Source organism: Methylobacterium sp. PvP105 (assembly GCF_017876975.1).
GTDB lineage: Bacteria > Pseudomonadota > Alphaproteobacteria > Rhizobiales > Beijerinckiaceae > Methylobacterium > Methylobacterium radiotolerans.
Map to the genome: position 1 here is coordinate 3262613 of NZ_JAGIPA010000001.1, position 18878 is coordinate 3281490.

20 protein-coding genes are annotated in these 18878 nt (G+C 73.9%); 5 read left to right on the forward strand and 15 right to left on the reverse strand.

Annotation, left to right across the window (positions count from 1 at the left end; translation table 11 throughout):
• Positions 1-42 precede the first annotated feature (42 nt).
• Entirely contained in the window at positions 43-972 is a 930-nt protein-coding gene (locus tag J3A75_RS15705; protein WP_409518665.1) for an NAD(P)-dependent oxidoreductase, read from the reverse strand.
• A gap of 49 nt (positions 973-1021) precedes the next feature.
• Here J3A75_RS15705 and J3A75_RS15710 point away from each other — a divergent pair, with 49 nt between their 5' ends.
• Together J3A75_RS15710 and J3A75_RS15715 are read left to right on the forward strand one after the other, a co-directional pair.
• Positions 1022-2044: a P1 family peptidase gene (locus J3A75_RS15710; protein WP_076727419.1), complete on the forward strand. Its 1023-nt coding sequence runs from the start codon at positions 1022-1024 to the stop codon at positions 2042-2044.
• 110 nt (positions 2045-2154) lie between these two features.
• Entirely contained in the window at positions 2155-2421 is a 267-nt protein-coding gene (locus J3A75_RS15715; RefSeq protein ID WP_076727421.1) for a GCG_CRPN prefix-to-repeats domain-containing protein, read from the forward strand.
• A gap of 135 nt (positions 2422-2556) precedes the next feature.
• Here J3A75_RS15715 and J3A75_RS15720 read toward each other — a convergent pair whose 3' ends face one another.
• From J3A75_RS15720 to J3A75_RS15765, 10 genes are all read right to left on the reverse strand, one after another.
• A complete protein-coding gene (locus J3A75_RS15720) occupies positions 2557-3171 on the reverse strand; it encodes an NIPSNAP family protein (protein ID WP_058607476.1) in 615 nt (204 codons plus the stop codon).
• 107 nt (positions 3172-3278) lie between these two features.
• Entirely contained in the window at positions 3279-3560 is a 282-nt protein-coding gene (locus tag J3A75_RS15725) for a hypothetical protein (RefSeq protein WP_012319132.1), read from the reverse strand.
• Positions 3557-5947 (reverse strand): response regulator, encoded by a 2391-nt coding sequence (locus J3A75_RS15730; RefSeq protein ID WP_209650418.1) that lies wholly within the window; start codon positions 5945-5947, stop codon positions 3557-3559. The genes J3A75_RS15725 and J3A75_RS15730 overlap by 4 nt, the downstream gene beginning before the upstream one ends.
• A gap of 52 nt (positions 5948-5999) precedes the next feature.
• A complete protein-coding gene (gene rarD / locus J3A75_RS15735) occupies positions 6000-6896 on the reverse strand; it encodes an EamA family transporter RarD (protein WP_012319134.1) in 897 nt (298 codons plus the stop codon).
• 184 nt (positions 6897-7080) lie between these two features.
• Positions 7081-7683 carry a pyridoxamine 5'-phosphate oxidase family protein gene (locus J3A75_RS15740; RefSeq protein WP_053622678.1) on the reverse strand — a complete coding sequence of 201 codons (603 nt, stop codon included), beginning with the start codon at positions 7681-7683 and terminating at the stop codon, positions 7081-7083.
• Positions 7680-8012, reverse strand: a complete 333-nt coding sequence (locus J3A75_RS15745) for a lipid-A-disaccharide synthase N-terminal domain-containing protein (protein WP_070999463.1) — start codon at positions 8010-8012, stop codon at positions 7680-7682. The genes J3A75_RS15740 and J3A75_RS15745 overlap by 4 nt, the downstream gene beginning before the upstream one ends.
• A complete protein-coding gene (locus tag J3A75_RS15750; protein ID WP_012319137.1) occupies positions 8006-8773 on the reverse strand; it encodes a glycosyltransferase in 768 nt (255 codons plus the stop codon). The genes J3A75_RS15745 and J3A75_RS15750 overlap by 7 nt, the downstream gene beginning before the upstream one ends.
• Positions 8770-10491 (reverse strand): ArnT family glycosyltransferase, encoded by a 1722-nt coding sequence (locus tag J3A75_RS15755; RefSeq protein ID WP_053622677.1) that lies wholly within the window; start codon positions 10489-10491, stop codon positions 8770-8772. Before J3A75_RS15755 ends, J3A75_RS15750 begins: the two co-directional genes overlap by 4 nt.
• 186 nt (positions 10492-10677) lie before the next feature.
• A complete protein-coding gene (metC, locus tag J3A75_RS15760; protein ID WP_043073687.1) occupies positions 10678-11868 on the reverse strand; it encodes a cystathionine beta-lyase in 1191 nt (396 codons plus the stop codon).
• A 115-nt stretch (positions 11869-11983) separates the two neighbouring features.
• Positions 11984-12157, reverse strand: a complete 174-nt coding sequence (locus J3A75_RS15765; protein WP_012319140.1) for an Rmf/CrpP family protein — start codon at positions 12155-12157, stop codon at positions 11984-11986.
• A gap of 88 nt (positions 12158-12245) precedes the next feature.
• Here J3A75_RS15765 and J3A75_RS15770 point away from each other — a divergent pair, with 88 nt between their 5' ends.
• Positions 12246-12515 (forward strand): hypothetical protein, encoded by a 270-nt coding sequence (locus J3A75_RS15770; RefSeq protein WP_012319141.1) that lies wholly within the window; start codon positions 12246-12248, stop codon positions 12513-12515.
• 99 nt (positions 12516-12614) lie between these two features.
• On the opposite strand, the gene ntrC is transcribed toward J3A75_RS15770, so the two are convergent.
• From ntrC to dusB, 3 genes are read right to left on the reverse strand one after another with little or no spacing between them, the layout of a single operon-like run.
• Positions 12615-14081, reverse strand: coding sequence for a nitrogen regulation protein NR(I) (gene ntrC / locus J3A75_RS15775; protein WP_012319142.1), 1467 nt, complete (start codon positions 14079-14081; stop codon positions 12615-12617).
• A gap of 47 nt (positions 14082-14128) precedes the next feature.
• Complete coding sequence (locus J3A75_RS15780) at positions 14129-15271, reverse strand: two-component system sensor histidine kinase NtrB (protein ID WP_024830113.1); 1143 nt, start codon at positions 15269-15271, stop codon at positions 14129-14131.
• Positions 15268-16293, reverse strand: coding sequence for a tRNA dihydrouridine synthase DusB (gene dusB / locus J3A75_RS15785; protein ID WP_070999464.1), 1026 nt, complete (start codon positions 16291-16293; stop codon positions 15268-15270). The genes J3A75_RS15780 and dusB overlap by 4 nt, the downstream gene beginning before the upstream one ends.
• Before the next feature lie 172 nt (positions 16294-16465).
• Between dusB and J3A75_RS15790 the strand changes: the two genes are divergently transcribed.
• Positions 16466-17797: a bifunctional 2-C-methyl-D-erythritol 4-phosphate cytidylyltransferase/2-C-methyl-D-erythritol 2,4-cyclodiphosphate synthase gene (locus J3A75_RS15790; protein WP_209650419.1), complete on the forward strand. Its 1332-nt coding sequence runs from the start codon at positions 16466-16468 to the stop codon at positions 17795-17797.
• Positions 17798-17861: 64 nt separating this feature from the next.
• On the opposite strand, the gene J3A75_RS15795 is transcribed toward J3A75_RS15790, so the two are convergent.
• Complete coding sequence (locus J3A75_RS15795) at positions 17862-18260, reverse strand: MAPEG family protein (RefSeq protein WP_070999468.1); 399 nt, start codon at positions 18258-18260, stop codon at positions 17862-17864.
• A 101-nt stretch (positions 18261-18361) separates the two neighbouring features.
• Between J3A75_RS15795 and J3A75_RS15800 the strand changes: the two genes are divergently transcribed.
• A complete protein-coding gene (locus J3A75_RS15800) occupies positions 18362-18859 on the forward strand; it encodes a CinA family protein (RefSeq protein WP_024830109.1) in 498 nt (165 codons plus the stop codon).
• The last annotated feature ends 19 nt before the right edge of the window (positions 18860-18878 follow it).

The window sequence follows — 18878 nt, forward strand, 5'->3', positions numbered from 1 at the left end:
CGGGTTAAGACTCGCCAGAAAGGCGAGACGTCGTCGTCGATCTCAACCCTGCCCTGCACGTCGGGCAGAGACGCGGGCGAGCGCCGCGAGGTCCTTCTCGCCGTCGCCGTGGCTGATCGCCTCAATGAGACCGTCCCGCAGCACGCTCGCGAACGGCATCGGCACCCCGGCACCCTCGGCCGCCTGGAGGGCGAGCCGCACGTCCTTGGCCCCCAGCTTGAGGATAAAGCCCGGCGGCTCGTAGCGATTCTGCGCGATCGAGGCGCCGTAGCCCTTGTAGACCGGCGAGGCGAACAGCGTGTTGGTCATCAGGTCCAGGAAGTCGGCGCCCGCGACCCCGTGGCCCTCCGTGAGGGCGCAGGCCTCGGCCATGGCCTCGATGGCCGAGATCAGCATGAAGTTGCCGGCGAGCTTGACGGCATTCGCCCGCGTCGGGTCGTCGCCGAAGCGCCAGGTCTTGGCGCCCATGGCGTCGAGGAGCGGCCCCGCGCGGTCGATCAGGGCCGCCGCCCCGGCCGCCACGATGTTGAGCTTGCCGGCCTCTGCCACGTCCGGCCGCCCGAAGACCGGCGCCGAGATGTAGGGAACGCCCGCCCGCGCGTGCACGGCGGCGAGCTGCTTCGCCAGGGCCACCGAGATCGTGCTCATCCCGATATGCAGGCCGGGCCGCTCTGGCTGGTCGAGGAGGCCGCCGGCGACGATCACGGTCTCGAGGGCCGCGTCGTCGGCCAGCATGGTGACCACGGCGTCCCCCGCGAAGGCCTCGGCGGCGCTCGCCACCGGGGTGACGCCGTCGAGGCCGCGCGCGGCCTCCGGCGAGCGGTTCCAGGCGCGGACCGTGTGGCCGGCCCGCGCGAGGTTGGCCGCCATGGCGCGACCCATCCGCCCCATTCCGATGAATCCGACGTCCATGCCGTGCTCCTCGACGCGCTCCGCCGTCTGCCAACCTGGGTAACCCCGGCCCGCGGTCAACGGCCCCGGCCGGATTTGCGCCGATGGGCCGCCGTGGCAAGCTCGGACCATGCCGCAGAATCGCATCACGGACATTCCCGGCCTGCGGGTCGGCCACGCCACCGACCTGCGGCTCGCCAGCGGCGTCACCGCGATCCTCTTCGATCAGCCGGCCGTCGCCGCGGTCGACGTGCGCGGCGGCGGGCCGGGCACCCGCGAGACCGACCTGCTCGATCCCGAGCGCACCGTCGAGCGGGTCGACGCCTTCGTCCTCTCCGGGGGCTCGGCCTTCGGCCTCGATGCGGGGGCCGGCGTGGCGGCGTGGCTCGCCGAGGCCGGGCGCGGGTTCCCGGTCGGCGCCATGCGGGTGCCGATCGTCCCGGGGGCGGTGCTGTTCGATCTTCCCAACGGCGGCGACAAGGCCTGGGGCCGCTATCCGCCCTATCGCGAGCTGGGCTTCCAGGCCGCCGCGGCCGCCACCGAGGCGTTCGCCCTGGGCTCCGTGGGAGCCGGGACCGGTGCCCGCACCGGCCGGCTCAAGGGCGGGATCGGATCCGCCTCGGCGGCCGTGCCGGGCACGGGCTTCCGGGTCGGGGCCCTCGCGGCCGTGAACGCCTTCGGCAACGCGACGATCGGCGGTGGGCCGCATTTCTGGGCCGCGCCCTTCGAGGTGGACGACGAGTTCGGCGGCCTGGGCGTGCCGGTCCGGGTGCCGCCCGAGGCCCACGCCTTTCCGGCCCGCGCGCTGCCGGGCGCCGCCACGACGCTGGCCGTGGTGGCGACCGACGCGGCGCTGACAAAGGCGCAGTGCCGGCGCCTCGCGGTGGCGGCGCAGGACGGCCTCGCTCGGGCCCTCGTGCCGGCGCACACGCCCCTCGACGGCGACCTGGTCTTCGCCGCGGCGACCGGAGCCGTGCCCCTCGCCGACCCGGTGGTGGACCTCGCCCGCCTCGGCGACGCCGCCGCGCGGGTCCTGGCCCGGGCGGTGGCGCGCGGCGTGTTCTCGGCGACGAGCCTGCCCGGGCACGCGCCGTCGTCGCCCCTGGCCGGCACGGGGCTTCCGCCGGCCTGGCGCGACGTGTTCGGCGCCTGATCGGCGGTGCCGGCTCCGCCCGCGCGCGGAACGATGCCGCCGGACCGTGGTTAGCGGCCGCGGCCGGGATCTCCTCGGGCCGCGCCCTGTGCCCAGCGGGAGAAGACCCCATGAGAATGACCGGCCTGATCGTCGCCGCGTCCGTCGCACTGTTCGCCAGTGGAGCCCAGGCGATGCCCGTGGCGCCGCTGACCGGCGGCGACGCCGCGGTCACCCTCGTCCGCGGCGGCTGCGGGTTCGGCGCCCATCGCGGGGCCTACGGCGGCTGCCGCCTGAATCGCGGGCCGCGCGGTGCGATCCGCCGCGCCATCACCGGCGCCCCCCGCGGCTGCCCGCCCGGCCTCTATCGCGGCCCGCGGGGCGTCTGCCGCCGCTGAGTGACGGCGCTGGCGCCGCCCGCACGGGCGGCGCCAGCGCGGAACAGCGCCCCCGGCCTCGATCCAGGCCCGGTCGAGCGCGGTCGTCACGCGTCGGGCCCGCCGCGGGGGCGGCCGCTTCCGTGGGGCCGGCGCTCAGCTCAGGGGAGAGCGCCCCTGGGGGAGCGCGATCGTCGAGGTCGCCTCGGCGATCTGGTCCGGGCCACCCTTCGGCGGCCAGATCCCCGCTTCGTAGGCGCGGGACCGCAACGCGGCCCGCTCCTCCAGGCTGCGGAAACCCCAGATGTGCGTGATGCGCGGCGCACCGTCGAGGGCGTACATGTTCAGGACGAGGTGCTGCGTGTAGGCGCGTGCCGGCCCGATCGCGGCCTCCCAGGCCGCGAGGGTCGGCGGCAGGCCCCCCGGCTTCAGGCGATAGGTCCGGACCTCGTACACCCCGCCGCGGTCGCCCGTCCGGATCGGCGGCAGGAAGGGGAACGGGGCGTAGCTGTCCATCTCCAGAGCGGTGATCACGGGCCCGGCGTTGAACGGGTTGGCGCTGAGGAGGGCGCGCCGGCGCTCGGCGGTCATGTCCTCGGGCGCCGCGAAGCCGCGCAGCACGATCAGGCGCCCCAGCGTGCCGATCTCGCTGCGCCAGCAGCCGACCAGCTCCCCCTTGGCATCGGGATCGTCCAGCCAAGCCTCGACGCCGGCCGAGACTTGGCCCACCGCGAGCAGCGGGCACGAGAGGGTCGCGAGTTCGTACAGCATGGGCGCCTCGGCGACGTCGTCCCGTCGACGTCAGGCCGTCAAAGCGGGAGAGCGTCTTTCGTTGCCATCGGTACGCCCGGAGACGCCTCCGCCCGGGAGGCCCGGCCTCACAGCTCCGCGCGGGCATCCTCCAGCAGCTGAGCCAGCCCGCTGTCGACCTCGTCGGCGAGCATCGCCCGCTCGGCGTCGGTGAGATCCTTGGCCCAGGCGCCGCTGCCGAACCCGTCGGTGCAGCGCGCCCGCTCCGCGGCGATGTAGGCCTCGGTCTCGACCGGCCGGGTCTTCATCGCGTGGACGAAGCCGAACCACGCCGCCCGCTCCACCACCGCGAGCCGCGCCCGCAGCCGGATGGCCACCGCCTTCTCCGGATCGATCCCGTCGGCACTCATCGTGGTTCTCCCGCGTCCTTCTCGGCGAGCCGATCGAGCAACCCCTGGAGCTGCCCCGGCACCGGCTCGGTCGCCGAACGCGCGTAGAGGACGCGCAGTTGCCGGCCGATCTCCGCGAGGCTCATGGAGCCCTTGGCGATCACCCGGTCGGCCTGCCGGTTCAGGCTCTCTTTCTCGGCCGCCGTGACCTCCTTGGCGGTGAGCACCACCACGGGCACGTCGCCGTCGGGCCGCGCCCGCAGGGCCCGGAGGAAGCCGAACCCGTCCATCTCGGGCATCATCAGGTCGAGCAGGATCAGGCTCGGCCGCGCCTGGCTGACCCGCTCCAGGGCGATCCGGCCGTTCTCCGCCTCGTCGACGGTCCAGCCCTCGCGGCCGAGCGACCGGCGCAGGCGCTCGCGGGCATCCGCGTCGTCGTCGACCACGAGGACGCGGGCATCCTCCGGCGCCTCGGGCCGGTAGCGCTCCATCAGGCCCTTGAGCCGATCCCAGTCGATCGGCTTGACGAAGTAGTCGGTGGCGCCGAGCGCCTGGCCGAGCCCCTGCTCGGCCACGACCGAGGTCATGATCACCGGCGTCCCGGCGAGGTCGGGATCGTTGCGCACCGCGTGCAGGACCGCCCAGCCGTCCATGCGCGGCATCTCGACGTCGAGCAGGATCGCGCGCGGCTTCAGGGCCCGGGCGAGCGTCAGGCCGGCGCGGCCGTCGTTGGCGCTGCGGACGTGGAAGCCCTCGCGTTCCAGGAAGCGCTGGAGCAATTCCCGGGCGGCCGGGTCGTCGTCGACCAGCAGCACCGTCTCGTGCTGCTCGTGCGGCTCCACCGGCGTGTGGGCCTCGGCCTCGGAGGGCGGCGCGTCCTCGGGCCGCAGGGTGGCGGGCAGGCGGATCGTGAAGGTCGCGCCCGCGCCCGGCGTGCTGGCGACGCCGATGTCGCCGCCCATCGTCCGGCAGAACGCGCGGGTGATGGCGAGCCCGAGGCCCGTGCCGCCGAATTGCCGGGTCGTCGAATCGTCGGCCTGGACGAAGCGCTCGAACAGGCGCCCGATCTGCTCCTCGGTCAGGCCGATGCCGGTGTCGGCGACCGCGAAGGACAGCCAGTCGGCTCCCTCCTCCCGGTGCCGCCGCACCGTCAGGGTGATCGTTCCCCGCTCGGTGAACTTCGCGGCGTTGCCGATCAGGTTCAGCAGGCACTGGCGGATCTTGGTCTGGTCCTGGTGCATGGACCCCAGGTCGGCCGTCCCGGCCGCGCCGGTGTCCAGGACGAAGCGGTTGCCCTTCTTCTCAACCAGGGAGTCGGTGGAGTCGGAGACGTCCCGGAGCAGGTCCGACACCGTGAAGGTCTCGGCCGAGGCGGTCATGCGGCCCGCCTCGATCTTCGAGATGTCGAGCACGTCGTTGATCAGCGAGAGCAGGTGGCGGGCGGCCGCCTCGATCTTGCGCAGGTCGGGCAGGAGGGCGGCCTGGCCGATATCCTCCAGCTCCTCGCCGAGCATCTCGGAGTAGCCGATCACCGCCGAGAGCGGCGTGCGCAGCTCGTGGCTCATGTTGGCGATGAACTGGCTCTTAGCCCGGTTGGCCGCCTCAGCGGCCTGCCGGGCGCGCTCCACCGCCTCCTCGGCCTCCTTCCGCTCGGTGACGTCGACGCAGGTGCCGACCCATTCCCGCAGGGAGCCGTCCTCGGCGAGGACCGGCACGCCGCGCACCTCCATGGCGCGCCAGACCCCGTCGTACCGGCGCAGCCTGTACTCGACCTCGTAGGTCGCGCGCGCCTCGACGCAGGCCGCCCAGGCGTCGGCCGCGTGGCCCCGGTCGTCGGGATGGACGGCGTCCAGCCAGCCCCAGCCCTGGTAGGCCTCCTCGGTCTGCCCGGTATAGGTGCTCCACCGGACCTGCGGCGGCATCAGCTCGCCCGCCGCGTCGGTGTTCCAGATCACCGCCGCCGAGGCGTCCACCAGCGCCCGGAAGCGCTGCTCGGAGTGGCGCAGGCGCTCCTCGACCGCGCGGCGGCCGGTGATGTCGGTGTTGGTCCCGTACCAGCGCAGGATCCGCCCGGACTCGTCCCGGTGGGGCAGCGCCTTCGACAGGAACCAGCGGTAGCTCCCGTCGCGGCCGCGCAGCGGGAACGTGTCCTCCCAGGACCGGCCCAGCGTGATCGCGGCGCGGTAGCGCTCGGTCACGGCCGCGACGTGGTCCGGGTGATGGACCGTGCGCCAGCCCCAGCCCCGCATCTCGTCGAGGGAGGTGCCGGTGTAGTCGTACCAGCGCTGATTGTACCAGATGATCGTGCCGTCGGCCTCGGCGATCCAGGCGAGCTGCGGCAGCGTCTCGGCGAGGTTGCGGTAATCGGCATCCGTGACGGATCCTGGGCCGCTCTCAGTCTCGCTCATCGACCCGACGCTGTCCCGTCACCCGCCCCGCGGCGGCTTATACCCGTACTCCTTATACACGCATCGCGTCGGGATCCGACCGCGGGGCCGCGGGGGCCGGCGGCCGCCGAAACCGCAGAGCGTCGATCGTGTAGAGCGCGAGCGCCACCCAGATCAGCGCGAGCATCAGCGCCCGATGCGGCTCGACCCGCTCGCCGTAGACGAGGACGCTCAGGACGAGCAGGCAGGTCGGCGCTACGTATTGCAGGAGGCCCAAGGTCGTGAGCCGCAGGCGCACCGCCGCGGCGGCGAACCAGATCAGCGGCAGCGCGGTCGTCAGGCCGGTGAGCATCAGCAGGGCGCGGTCGCCCGGCGCGGCCGGCAGGAACGGCTCGGGTGATAGGACGAGCCAGACGAGCGCGGCCGGCAGGAGCAGCAGCGTCTCGGCCAGGAAGCCGACCAGCGCGTCGACGCCGACGATCTTCCGGGCGAGGCCGTAGAGCGCGAAGCTCACTGCCAGCGACAGCGACATCAGGGGCAGTTCCCCGGCCCACACCACCGCGACGGCGACGCCCGTCGCGGCGATGCCGATGGCGACGGCCTGCGCCGGCCGCAGGCGCTCGCCCAGCACCACCCGGCCGAGGGCGACGCTGACCAGGGGATTGATGTAGTAGCCGAGGCTCGCGTCGAGCAGGTGCCCGCCGCTGACCGCGTAGAGGTAGAGCAGCCAGTTCACGCCGATCATCCCCGCCGAGAGCAGCAGCAGCGCGTGGCGCTTCCGGAGCGGCAGCGGCAGGTTCAGGCGGTGGCGCGCCGCGAGGATCAGCGCCAGCGCGCCGGCGAACACGCTCGACCAGACGATCCGCTCCGACAGGATGTGGTACGGGGAGTAGGCGCCGAGCATCCGGAAATGCACCGGGACCAGGAGGCCCCAGCTCAGGTAGGCGGCGAGCGCGTAGACGAGGCCCACGGACTCCTCCCGATCGACCCGGTTCGGCGGCCGGGTCAGGGGGTTTAGCGCGCCGGCCCGGCCGCCGTCAGGGGGGGGCGGCGCAGGGCTGCCATCCCGGGGGGCCGGATGGCCCCCGCAGCGCCGGGCGCGGCGGCACCGGGGCGTCCGCCTGACCGGCCCTGCCCGCCCCGAGCGAGCCCGGTCAGGGCGCGATCCAGCGGCCGGACCACAGGCCTCCGGCCGCGTGCCAGGCCGCCCGGCGATGGCCGCGGCGGTCGAGATAGAGGAAGTCGAGCCGCTCCGCCCGGACGAGTACGGCGGCGAAGTGCGGCCGGCCGAGCGTCGCGGCCGCGGTCTCGTCCGGCAGGCTGTAGGCGTCCCCCGTCGGCAGCGCCGTGCCCGGACCGGGCTCCGCCCCGTAGCAGACCCGGCTCATCGCCCGGGACCCCGTCCAGGCCGCCTCGGCCAGCGCGTCGTCGGTGTGCAGCGTGGCGCGACCCGCGACGCGGATCTGGATCTTCGCGGCCGCGTCGTAGGCGGCGAGGGCGCAGGCAGGAGCGGCCAGGATCTCGGAGGCCTTGTCGGAGCGGCGGTCGCAGTGGAACCGGAGCGTCCCCTCGGCCGGGTCGGCGGCGCGCAGGACCACCGTGCGCAGCCGCGGCCCGCCATCGGCACCCAGCGTCCCCAGGGTCGGCAGGTGGAAACCGCTCCGGCCATGGGCGGCGCCGTCCGCCAGCAGGCGCCACAGTTCGGCGAAGGTGGCGTCCAGGTCGTCGTAGAAGGCGGGCAGCGGCGTGCGGCTCACGCGGCGCCCCGCTTCCGCCGCCGCTCGCGGAAGATCAGCGCGAGGTTGCGCAGGTAGATGCCGGTGGAGAGGCCCTGGCCGATGATGATCACCGGCTCGCGGCGGACGAACCCGTAGACCAGCGTCATCATCCCGCCGAGGATCGACAGGAACCAGAACGACAGCGGCATCACGCTCCGCCCGGCGCGCTCGCTGGCGATCCATTGCAGGATGAAGCGCGAGCCGAACACCACCTGCGCGACGATGCCGAACACCAGCCAGAAGTCGAGCTGGGTGACGAACACGTCGTAGAAATAGGCCGGCAGATCGTGGGCGAGCTGGATCAGCATCCGACGTCCTGGTCCGCGGTTTGGCCGGCCGGGCCGGCGATCTCCTCGGGCCGCGGATCCGCGCGCTTGCGCCGGATCAGCCACCAGACGCCGGCGAGATCGAGGAGCCCGACCCAGAGGCGGTCGAACAGGCCGTAATTGGACACCCCCGTCAGCCGCGGCCGGTCGACCACGTCGCGGTGGACGACCGAGAAGCCCTCGCGGGCGACCAGGGCCGGCATGAATCGGTGGAGGGCGTCGAAATACGGCAGCCTGAGATACACGGCGCGGCGGAAGACCTTCAGGCCGCAGCCGGTGTCGCGGGTGGAATCGTTGAGGATCCGCCCGCGCACGCCGTTGGCGATCCGGGACTGGAGCATCTTGAAGCGGCCGTCCTTGCGGCCGCGCCGCTGGCCCTGGGCGAGGCCGGCTCCCGGCCCCGCCGCCTCGAGGGCCGCGAGCAGCGCGGGGATGAAGGCCGGATCGTTCTGGCCGTCGCCGTCGAGGGTCGCGACGATCCCGCCGCGGGCCGCCAGGACGCCGCTGCGCACCGCCGCCGACTGGCCGCCGCTCCGCGCGTGGCGCAGCACCCGCAGCCAGGGCCGCGCCGCCCGGGCCGCCGCCAGCGCCGCCGGCGTGCCGTCGGTGGAGCCGTCGTCCACGTAGATCAGCTCGAAGGCGAGGCCCGCGCAGGCGGCCTCGATCTCGGCCACCAGGGGCGCGATGTTGCCGGCCTCGTTCTTGACCGGCACGACGACGCTGAGATGGGGGGATCCGCTCACGGGGCCACCGCGTAGGCCGTCACGAAGACCCGGCGGCCGGTGTTGAGGTTGAAGCCCTCGACCTCCGCCAGGGGCGCGGGCGCGCCGCGGCCGACCGGCCAGGCCGCGTTGAAATCGTCGCGATCGCGGGATTCGACGAAGAGCAGGCGACAGCCGCCGCCCTCGAGGAAGGACCGGGCGGCGGCCCCGTCGGGCGGCAGGGCGAGGCCGGTGCCAATCAGGAAGACGAGGCTCGGCTCGCGGTATCCGAGGCTCGCCACAAGCGGGTTCGGGCAGGGCGCGCGGTCGCGCAGGGCCGCGAGCCGCGGCGAGACCTTCAGGGCCGGCAGCGAGCGCTGCGCCACGCCCAGCACCGCCGGGCCCAGCAGGGCGGAGGCCAGCACCCCGAGGACGAGGGCGCGCTCGGCGGATCCCTGCGCGAAGGCGAGCCAGGCCAGGACCGCGACCGCGCAGGCGGCGGCGAGCAGCGGCAGGGCCGGCCACGGGATCGTGTGGCTGTCGAGCCGCCAGCCGGCGAGGCAGAGGCCGAGGGTCAGGGCGACCGGGATCGCCGGCAGCAGCAGGGCCGTCAGGCGGGCGCCCCGCAGGCGCGGGTCCAGCGCCCCCCGGCTCAGCGCCAGCACGGTCAGGATCGCGAGCCAGGGCATCAGCGGCAGCACGTAGTGGGGCAGCTTGGTGGGCACCGCCTCGAAGATCAGCCAGGCCGGCAGCACCGCGGCGATCAGGAAGGCCACGGCGGGCTCCCGTCGCGCCCGCCAAGCGAACGGCAGGCTCATGGCGGTGAAGGCCGCCGCCGGCCAGAAGGTCGCGAAGAACACGAGCGCGTAGGCGCCGGGCGGTCCCCAGTGCCGCTCGGCCGCCCCGCCGACCTTGCCGAGCATGTCGTGGCCGACCGCCTCGGCGTAGAACGCGCCCCCGCTCTTCCAGGCGATCGCCGCGAACCAGGGCGCCACCAGCAGGAGCGTGAGGGCGAGGCCCGGCCAGGGCCGGAGCGGCAGCAGCCAGCGGCCGGACCGCGCCGCGAGCGACAGGCCGAGCGCCGGCAGCGCGGCGAAGAGCGGAACCATCGGCCCCTTCACCAGGATCCCGACCGCCATCCCGAGCCAGAACGCCGCGAAGGTCGGTCCCGAGACCGGCCGACCGTCCCGCGGCGCCAGCCACGCGTGGGCGAGCGCGGCGAGGCTCGCGGTGGCGCAGGCGGCGAGCAGCGCGTCGGTCTTGGCGAGGTGGGCCTCGGCCGAGAGCATCAGGCAGGCGCCGTAGAGGGCGGCCGCCAGCAGCGCCGACCGCCGGGGCAGGAAGGCGAGCGCCGCCCAGTAGGCGAGAAGAACCGAGGCGACGGCGCCGATCAGCGACGGGACGCGGTACAGGGCGATCTGGGTGCGGGCCCCGGGCACGCCCAGCGCCTCGCCGGCCGCCACGGCGGCGGCCTGCGCCCAGTAGATCCCCACCGGCTTCTTGTGCCGCGCCTCCCCCTGGAAGCGGATATCCACGAGGTCGCCGCTCTCCAGCATCTGCTTCGAGGCCTGGGCGAAGCGGGGCTCGTCCCGGTCCATCGGCTGCAGCGAGATCTGCCCCGGCAGGAACAGGATCAGGCACAGCGCCAGCAGGGCGGCGACGGCCCTGGCATGGGTGAGGCTCAGCGCGTCGAGCCCGCGGCCGATCCGGTCGACGGGGGCAAGGCGCGGCGCGCCGCCGGCGGAGAGGCTCGTGGTCATACCGGGCCGGTCAATCAGGAACGCGGCGCGAGGTCAAATGCAGCGATGCCGTCGCCGGTCGCGACGGCGCGGGCCCATCACGACGCGCGGATGCGGCACCGCCCGCGGCGCGCGGTCCGGGTCAAGGTTCGCCGGTCCTCACCTGTCCGGGAAGGGCAGCGTCGTAGCGCGGCGCCCGGCCCCGCCCTACGACGCCGCCCGGAGGCGCGCGAAGCCGGCGTCGAGGTCGGCCTTTAGGTCGGCGGTGTCCTCAAGCCCGATGTGGAAGCGGAGCGCCGGTCCGCCGGGAGCCCACCGGGTCGCGGTCCGGTAGCCGGCGCAGTCGAACGGGATCACGAGGCTCTCGAAGCCGCCCCACGAGAAGCCCATCCCGAAGAGCTGCAGCCCGTCCAGCATGGCGGCCACCGCGGCCTCGGGCACCGGCTTCAGGATCACCCCGAACAGGCCCGACGCGCCCGCGAAGTCGCGCTTCCAGATGGCGTGGCCGGGATCCTCGGGCAGGCCGGGATGGAGCACCCGCAGCACCTCGGGCCGCGCCTGGAACCACCGGGCCATCTCCAGTCCGGCGCGGCCGTGCTCGCGCAGCCGCAAGGACATGGTGCGCAGGCCGCGCAGCGCCAGGAAGATGTCCTCGGCGCCGGCGCACATGGCGAAATGGTCGAAGGTGCGGCGCACGGCCGGGTAGTAGCGCGCGTTCGCGGAGGTCAGGCCGATCAGCAGGTCCGAGCCGCCGCTGAGGTACTTGGTGCCGGCCTCGACCGCGATGTCGACGCCGCGCGCGTGCGGCGGGAACAGCAGCGGCGTCGCCCAGGTGTTGTCCATGATCACGCAGGCGTCGTGTGCGTGCGCGACCTCGGCGATGGCCGGGATGTCCTGCATCTCGAAGCTCTGCGAGCCGGGCGCCTCGACCAGCACGGCCCGGGTGTTCGGGCGCATCAGTTCCGCGATGCCGGCCCCGATGGTCGGGTCGTAGTAGGTCACCTCGACGCCGTAGCGCGCCAGCACGCCGTCGCAGAACTGGCGGGTCGGCCGGTAGGCGGAATCGGTGACCAGGAGGTGGTCGCCCGCCGAGACCGCGGCCATCAGCGCGACGGTCAGCGCCGCGAGCCCGGAGGGCGTCACGACGGTGCCGGCGGCGCCGGCGAGTTCCGTCCACGCCTCCGTCAGCGCGTCCATGGTGGGCGTCGCCGAGGTACCGTAATTGTAGCGCCCGCGCCGGTTCTTGATCGCGTCGTAGGTCGGGTAGAGGACCGTGGATCCGCGGTAGATCGGCGTGTTCACGAAGCCGTGCTGCTCGCCCGGGTCACGGCCCGCGTGGACGAGGCGCGTCGCGGGCGCGAAGGTCTGCTTGGCGTCGGGCGAGGACTTCAGGGACATCGAGGCTCGGAGATCGCGTTGCGGTGCACCGCACGAAGCGCGCCGCGCCCGGCAAGGTCAAGCCGGACGCGCGGACGCGCGGGCTCGCGGTGCCGGGCCTCCGGGTTTCTCGCGATCACGGCTTCTCCGGCGGATCCGAGACGACGGCTTCCTCGTAGGCCTCCATCCAGGCGGCGCGCTCCTGAGAGCCCTCTGGATAGGGGCATTCGCTCACGGGCTTCCCGTAGAGGCGCGCGTTACGGCCCTGGATGAACGGGCTGTCGCTCGCGGTGGCCTGGACGTTGGTCAATATCGCCTCCCGAAGACTTGGAGTGGGGCTTCGTTAACGGCCGCGCCGTAAATCTGTTGCCGTCTCAAGTCGCGTCCCGGGTCGTCGCGTGCGTATCCTGCGTTCCCTTCTCGGCGCCGTCCTCGTCCTCGTCTCGACGGCGACCGTCGCCCTCGTCAGCGCCGACCGGCTCGCCCATCTGGCGCCGGCGCCGGTGATCCGCGCCGCCCAGGCCGAGCCGTCGGCGACGGGGTCGATCCCGGCCCCCGCGAGGGCCGCGCCCGCGCCGAAGCCGGCCGTGCCCAGCATCCCGAACGGGTTCGACACGGAGCGGCTGCACGCGCTGATGCGCGGCGACCCGATCCTGCCGGGCCGCTGAGGGCGGCCAGGATCGCGCTCATCCCGTTCTGGATCTCGTCGCGCGGCGCCCGACGCGCCTCGGGTTGAGGGGACCCGGCCGGATCGGCCGGGGACCGTCCTATCGCGCCGTCCGGAAGACCTGCAGGTCGAGGTCGCGGACCTTCTTGCGCAGGGTGTTGCGGTTGACGCCGAGCAGTTCCGCGGCGCGGATCTGGTTGCCGCGGGTGGCGGCGAGCGCCGCGCCGATCAGCGGGCCTTCGATCTCTCGCAGGATCCGGTGATACAGGCCGGGGGGCGGCAGCGTGTCGCGATAGCCGGAGAAGTAGTCCGAGAGGTGGCGCTCCACGGCGCTGGACAGGGTCTCCGATTCCCCGTTCGCTTTGCGGGCGGCGCCGTTGGCCGCCGGCGCCGCGGGCGTCGCCAGCGGCAGCGTGTCGAGCTCGGCCTCGATCACCGGGCCGGTGATCGTTTCCTGCGGGTAGAGGGCGGCGAGCCGCCGGACGAGGTTCTCGAGCTCGCGGACGTTGCCTGGCCAGCGGTAGCGCTTCAGCCGCTCCATGGCGTCGCCGTCGAGGGTCTTCCGGGTCAGGCCCTCGCGCTCGACGAGCACGAAGAAGTGGCGGACGAGATCCGGCACGTCCTCGGAGCGCTCGCGCAGGGCCGGCAGCCGCAGCGGCACGACGTTGAGGCGGAAGAACAGGTCCTCGCGGAAGATGCCCTGCTGGATGGAGACCCGCAGGTCCTTGTTGGTGGCCGCGATGATCCGGACGTTGGTGCGGATCGGGACGCGGCCGCCCACCGTCGTGTACTCGCCCTGCTGGAGCACGCGCAGCAGCCGGGTCTGCGCCTCCATGGGCATGTCGCCGATCTCGTCGAGGAACAGCGTGCCGCCCTCGGCCTGCTCGAACCGGCCGGCGGAGCGCTGGAGCGCGCCCGTGAAGGCGCCCTTCTCGTGGCCGAACAGCTCGGACTCGATCAGGTCGCGCGGGATCGCCGCCATATTGACCGGCACGAACGGGCCGGTGCGGCGGCGGCCGTAATCGTGCAGCGCCCGGGCGACCAGCTCCTTGCCGGTGCCGGACTCGCCGGTGATCATCACGGTGAGGTCGGTGGGCATCAGCCGGGCGAGCGCCCGGTAGATCTCCTGCATGGCCGGCGAGCGGCCGACCAGCGGGATGTCCTCGTTCTCGGGGGGCGCCCCGGCCGGCGCCGCGCCCCGCGGGCGCGAGAGCGCCCGGCCGACGATGGCGATCAGCTCCTTCAGGTCGAAGGGCTTCGGCAGGTACTCGTAGGCGCCCCGCTCCGAGGCGCGGATCGCCGTCATGAAGGTGTTCTGCGCGCTCATCACGATGATCGGCAGCTCCGGCCGCACCCGCTTGATGCGCGGCAGCAGGTCGAACACGTTCTCGTCGGGCATGACCACGTCGGTGATGACGAGGTCGCCCTCCCCCTGCGCGACCCAGCGCCAGAGGGTGGCGCAATTGCCCGTCGAGCGAACCTCGTAGCCCGCCCGGGACAGCGCTTGGTTCAGCACGGTGCGGATGGCGGCGTCGTCGTCGGCGACGATGATGTGGCCGTTCGGCATGACTCTCTACTCAGACCTCCGACGGGGGCCGGATTCGGGGATCGACATCACGGATCGACCGCCGATTCGCGCCCGTCCCGGGCACTCGACATCGGCAGAAGGATGCGGAACGCCGTGCGGCGCGGGGCGGGATCGCACTCGACGATCCCGCCGTGATCGCCGACGATCTTGGCCACCAATGCAAGACCGAGGCCGGAGCCCTGCGCCTTGGTGGTGACGAACGGGTCGAACAGGTCGGGCAGCAGGTCGGCCGAGATGCCCGGGCCGTTGTCGCGCACCGCCACCTCGATCGGCAGGCTGACCCGCTCGCGGGAGCCCGGGACCTGCAGGCGCAGGCCGGTGCGGAAGGCGGTCGACAGGGTGATCTCGCCCTCGACCGCGTCCGGGCCGATCGCCTCGGCGGCGTTCTTCACCAGGTTCAGGATCACCTGGATCAGCTGGTCGCGGTTGCCCAGCACCGGCGGCAGCGACGGGTCGTAGGTCTCGATGAACCGGATGTGCCGCGCGAAGCCCGACTGCGCCGAGCGCTTCACCTGATCGAGCACGCCGTGGACGTTGACGGCGCCGCGATCCGAGGGGCGCTCGTCGCCGAACAGCTCCATGCGCTCGACGATGCGGACGATCCGGTCCGATTCGTCGCAGATCAGGCGGGTGAGCAGCCGGTCCTCCTCGGCGCCGGTGCTCTCGAGGAGCTGCGCCGCGCCGCGGATGCCCGCGAGCGGGTTCTTGATCTCGTGGGCCAGCATCGCGCCGAGCGCCACCATCGAGCGCGCCGCGCCGCGATGGGTGAGCTGGCGGTTCATCTTGTCGGCGATGGTGCGCTCCTGGAGCATCATCACCACGGCCTCGCCGTCGTCGCCGAGCGGCGTCGCGAACACGTCGACGCTGCGCTCCAGGCCGAGGCGCGGCTGGGTGAGCTCCACCCGGTATTCGCTGACGCTGGCGCGCCGCCGCCGGACCTCGGCCACGAGCGCGATGATCGGCGAGGCGAACGGGATGATGTCGCGCAGGCGCCGGCGCTGCATCAGCCGCGCCGAGTAGTCGAAGAACGCCTCCGCGGCGTGGTTGCAGTGGAGGATCTGCTCGTCGGCGCCGATGGTCAGGACCGGCAGCGGCAGCGCGTTCAGCACGGCCTCGGCGGCGGTGTCGCGCCGGGCGCCGGGCTCGCGCGGGAGGGGCTCGTCGCTCACGCGGCCTCCTGGACGGGGTTCGCCGCGCCCGCGAAGGCCCGGGCCAGCAGGGCCAGCACCGTCTCCGGATCGGCGGTGGTGAGGAGGGCCGCGCGCTCCGCGGGACCCAGCGCGCCGCCGGTCTCGGCGTAGGCGGCGAGGTGCTTGCGGGCGTGGCGCACGCCCATGTCGCGGCCGTAGAGCGACAGCAGCCCCGCGTAGTGCTCGGCCGCCAGGGCGGCCTGCTCGGCCCGGGAGGGCTCCGCGGCCGGCCGGCCCGCCAGCGCCGCGGCGACCTGCCCGACCAGCCAGGGGCGGCCGGTCGCCGCGCGGCCGATCATGACCCCCGCGGCGCCCGAGGCGTCCAGGCAGGCGCGGGCGCTGGCGAGGTCGGTCACGTCGCCGTTGGCGATCACCGGGATCGACACCGCCGCGACGACGGCCCGGATCGCCGACCAGTCGGCGCTGCCCTTGTAGAATTGCTGCCGGGTCCGCCCGTGGACCGTCACGGCGTTCAGGCCCAGCCGCTCGGCGCGGGCGGCGAGGTCGGCGGCGTTGCGGCTCGCGTCGTCCCAGCCGAGGCGCATCTTGACGGTCACCGGGATCGACACGGCGCCCCGCACGGACGCGAGCAGGCGCTCGGCGTGGTCGAGGTCGCGCATGAGCGCCGAGCCCGAGGCGATCCCCGTCACGATCTTGGCCGGGCAGCCCATGTTCACGTCGATCACGTCGGCGCCCCCGGCCTCCGCGAGCCGCGCGGCCTCCGCCATCGGGCCCGCCTCGCAGCCCGCGAGCTGGACAACGTGCAGGTCGACGCCGGAGCCCTCGGCGCGCAGCGTGGCCTCACCGGATCCGCGCGTGAGTTCCCGGGCCGCCACCATCTCGGACACGACCGCGTCGGCGCCGCAGCGGCGGGCGATGCGGCGCATGTGCAGGTCGGTAACACCCGATAGCGGGGCGAGCAGGCAGAGCGGGACGGGATCCGCCCCTTCGGCGGTCGCCCCCGCGCGACGCAGCGCGCTCAAATAATGGTCAGTCGTCATTCTGCACAACAATGAGGCAAGTCCGGTCCGCTGGCAAGCGGGGCCGCGCGTTGATTTCGGGCCCTCCCCCGCTTAAACGACGGGCACCCTCCGCGGCAGGGCTGAGCCGGCACGGCTGGCCCGCGCGCTGGCCGCCGCTGCCGCCCCTCAGGACCTCACGAGTTCGTCGCCCATGCCCGCCACCGGCACGCCAGCCACCGGACCCGCCAGCGCGGGAGCCGGCGTCGCCGCGGTTGTGGTGGCGGCCGGGCGCGGCATCCGCATCGGCGGCGGCACGCCCAAGCAGTACCGCCGGGTCGGCGGGCAGGCGGTCCTGACTCGCACCCTGGCGGCGCTGGCGGCGGACGACGCGATCGCGCGGATCCAGCCGGTGATCGCCGCCGACGCGGCGGACTTCTTCCGCAGCTGCCTGGAGGAACTCGCGCCCGCGCTTCGCGCCAAGATCACCCAGCCCGTCGAAGGCGGCACGACGCGTCAGCTTTCGGTGCGCGCTGGTCTCGAGGCCCTGGCCACCGGCGACGCGCCCGAGATCGTGCTGGTCCACGATGCGGCGCGCCCCTACGTGGATTCCGCGCTGATCGCCCGGGCGATCGCGGCCGGGCGCGACCACGGTGCGGCCGTTCCGGGCGTGCCGGTGACCGACACGGTCAAGCGCGTCGTCGACATCGCGCCCGGCATCGGCCGGGTCCACGAGACCCCGCCCCGGGAGCACCTGCGCGCGGTCCAGACGCCTCAGGCCTTCGCTTTCGGCCCGCTGCTCAAGGGCCACCGGGACGCCGCCGCGCAGGGTCTCGACGGCTTCACCGATGACGGCGCCCTCGCCGAATGGGCCGGGCTGCCGGTGGTCGTCTTTGCGGGCGACATCGCCAACCGCAAGATCACCCAGCCCGCCGACCTGATCGAGGCGGACCGCGCCTTCGCGACCGAGACCACCGAATTGCCAGCGCCGGGAGCCCGCGCCATGACCACCTACGTGACCCGCCTCGGCACCGGCTTCGACGTGCACGCCTTCACCACCGGCGACCATGTCTGGCTGGGCGGGGTGAAGATCCCCGCCGACCGCGGCGTGCTCGCCCATTCGGACGGCGACGTGGCGCTGCACGCCCTGACCGACGCCCTGCTCGGCGCCATCGCGGACGGCGATATCGGCACGCACTTCCCGCCCTCCGACGAGCGCTGGCGCGGCGCGTCCTCGGACCAGTTCCTGGCCCATGCCTGCGGCCTAATCCGCGCCCGCGGCGGCCGTATCGACCACCTCGACATCACGGTGCTGGCCGAGGCGCCGCGCATCGGCAAGCACCGTGAGGAGATCCGGGCACGCATCGCCGCCATCGCGGGCGTGCCGCTCTCGGCGGTCTCCATCAAGGCGACGACCACCGAGAAGCTCGGCTTCGTCGGGCGGGCGGAGGGTCTCGCGGCCCAGGCGGCCGCGACGGTCCGGCTGCCCGAGGAGGACGGCCCCGCCCTCGACGCGCAGGCCGAGACCGCGATGCGCCAGGGCTGAGCGGTTTCGGGGCGAGCGCGGGTCCCCTCTCCCGCACGGAAGAGAGGGCGCGTCGCGCTCCGCCTCAGGCCACCCGCACCAGCAGCGCGATCGCCGCGATGGCCAGGGCCGCCATCGTCAGCAGGATCCCGCCGCCCCGGCAGGCGAACTGGCGCGGCGAGTTCGGGGGCGCGAACATCCCGATCGGGTGCAGGATCCGGGCGACCAGCAGGGCGACCAGCAGCGCCCGGACCAGGCCGTGGCTGCCGCCGCTCGCCTCCAGCAGGCCGATGACGATCAGGGCCAGCGGCACGTATTCCGCGAAATTGGCGTGCGAGCGGATCCGCTTGAGCACCGTGTCGTCGCCGCCGTCGCCGAACAGCACGTTCTCGGAGACGCGGGCCCCGATCACCCACCCCGACAGGCCCAGATACACGAGGGCGAGCAGCCCGGCATAGAAGGCCGTGATCGCGGGGAAGATCATGAAAAGGGTGTCTCCGATCGGGGCGCCGGTCCTTGAGCCGGGCTCGGCCTTGGGTCACAACATGAGATAGGGCGCCGCCGCCCGAGGGGAGCCCGTTCGCGATGGTCGACGACGCAGAGCTTCTCGCCCGGGCCGAGGCGCTGGTGGCGGCCTACGCGGCGGACGGGCGCACCGTCGCCACGGCCGAATCCTGCACGGGTGGCCTCGTGGCCGGCCTGCTCACCGCGGTGCCGGGCTCCTCGGCCGTTCTGGAGCGCGGCTTCGTCACCTACTCGAACGAGGCGAAGGCCGAGGCGATCGGCGTACCCATGGACCTGATCCGCCGGCACGGCGCGGTCAGCGAGGCCGTGGCGCGGGCTATGGCCGCCGGGGCGCTGGCGGCGTCGCGGGCCTCGGTCGCGGTGGCGATCACCGGCATTGCCGGCCCCGGCGGCGGGAGCGCCGAGAAGCCGGTCGGGCTGGTGCATTTCGGCCTCGGCCAGCGGGACGGCGAGACGCGTCATCTGGAGCGGCGCTACGGCGATCTCGGGCGCGCGGGGATCCGCCGCGCCGCCGTGGCCGACGCGCTCGGTCTGCTGGAGGACGCTCTCGGCGACTGATCGCGGCACGGGGAGGACG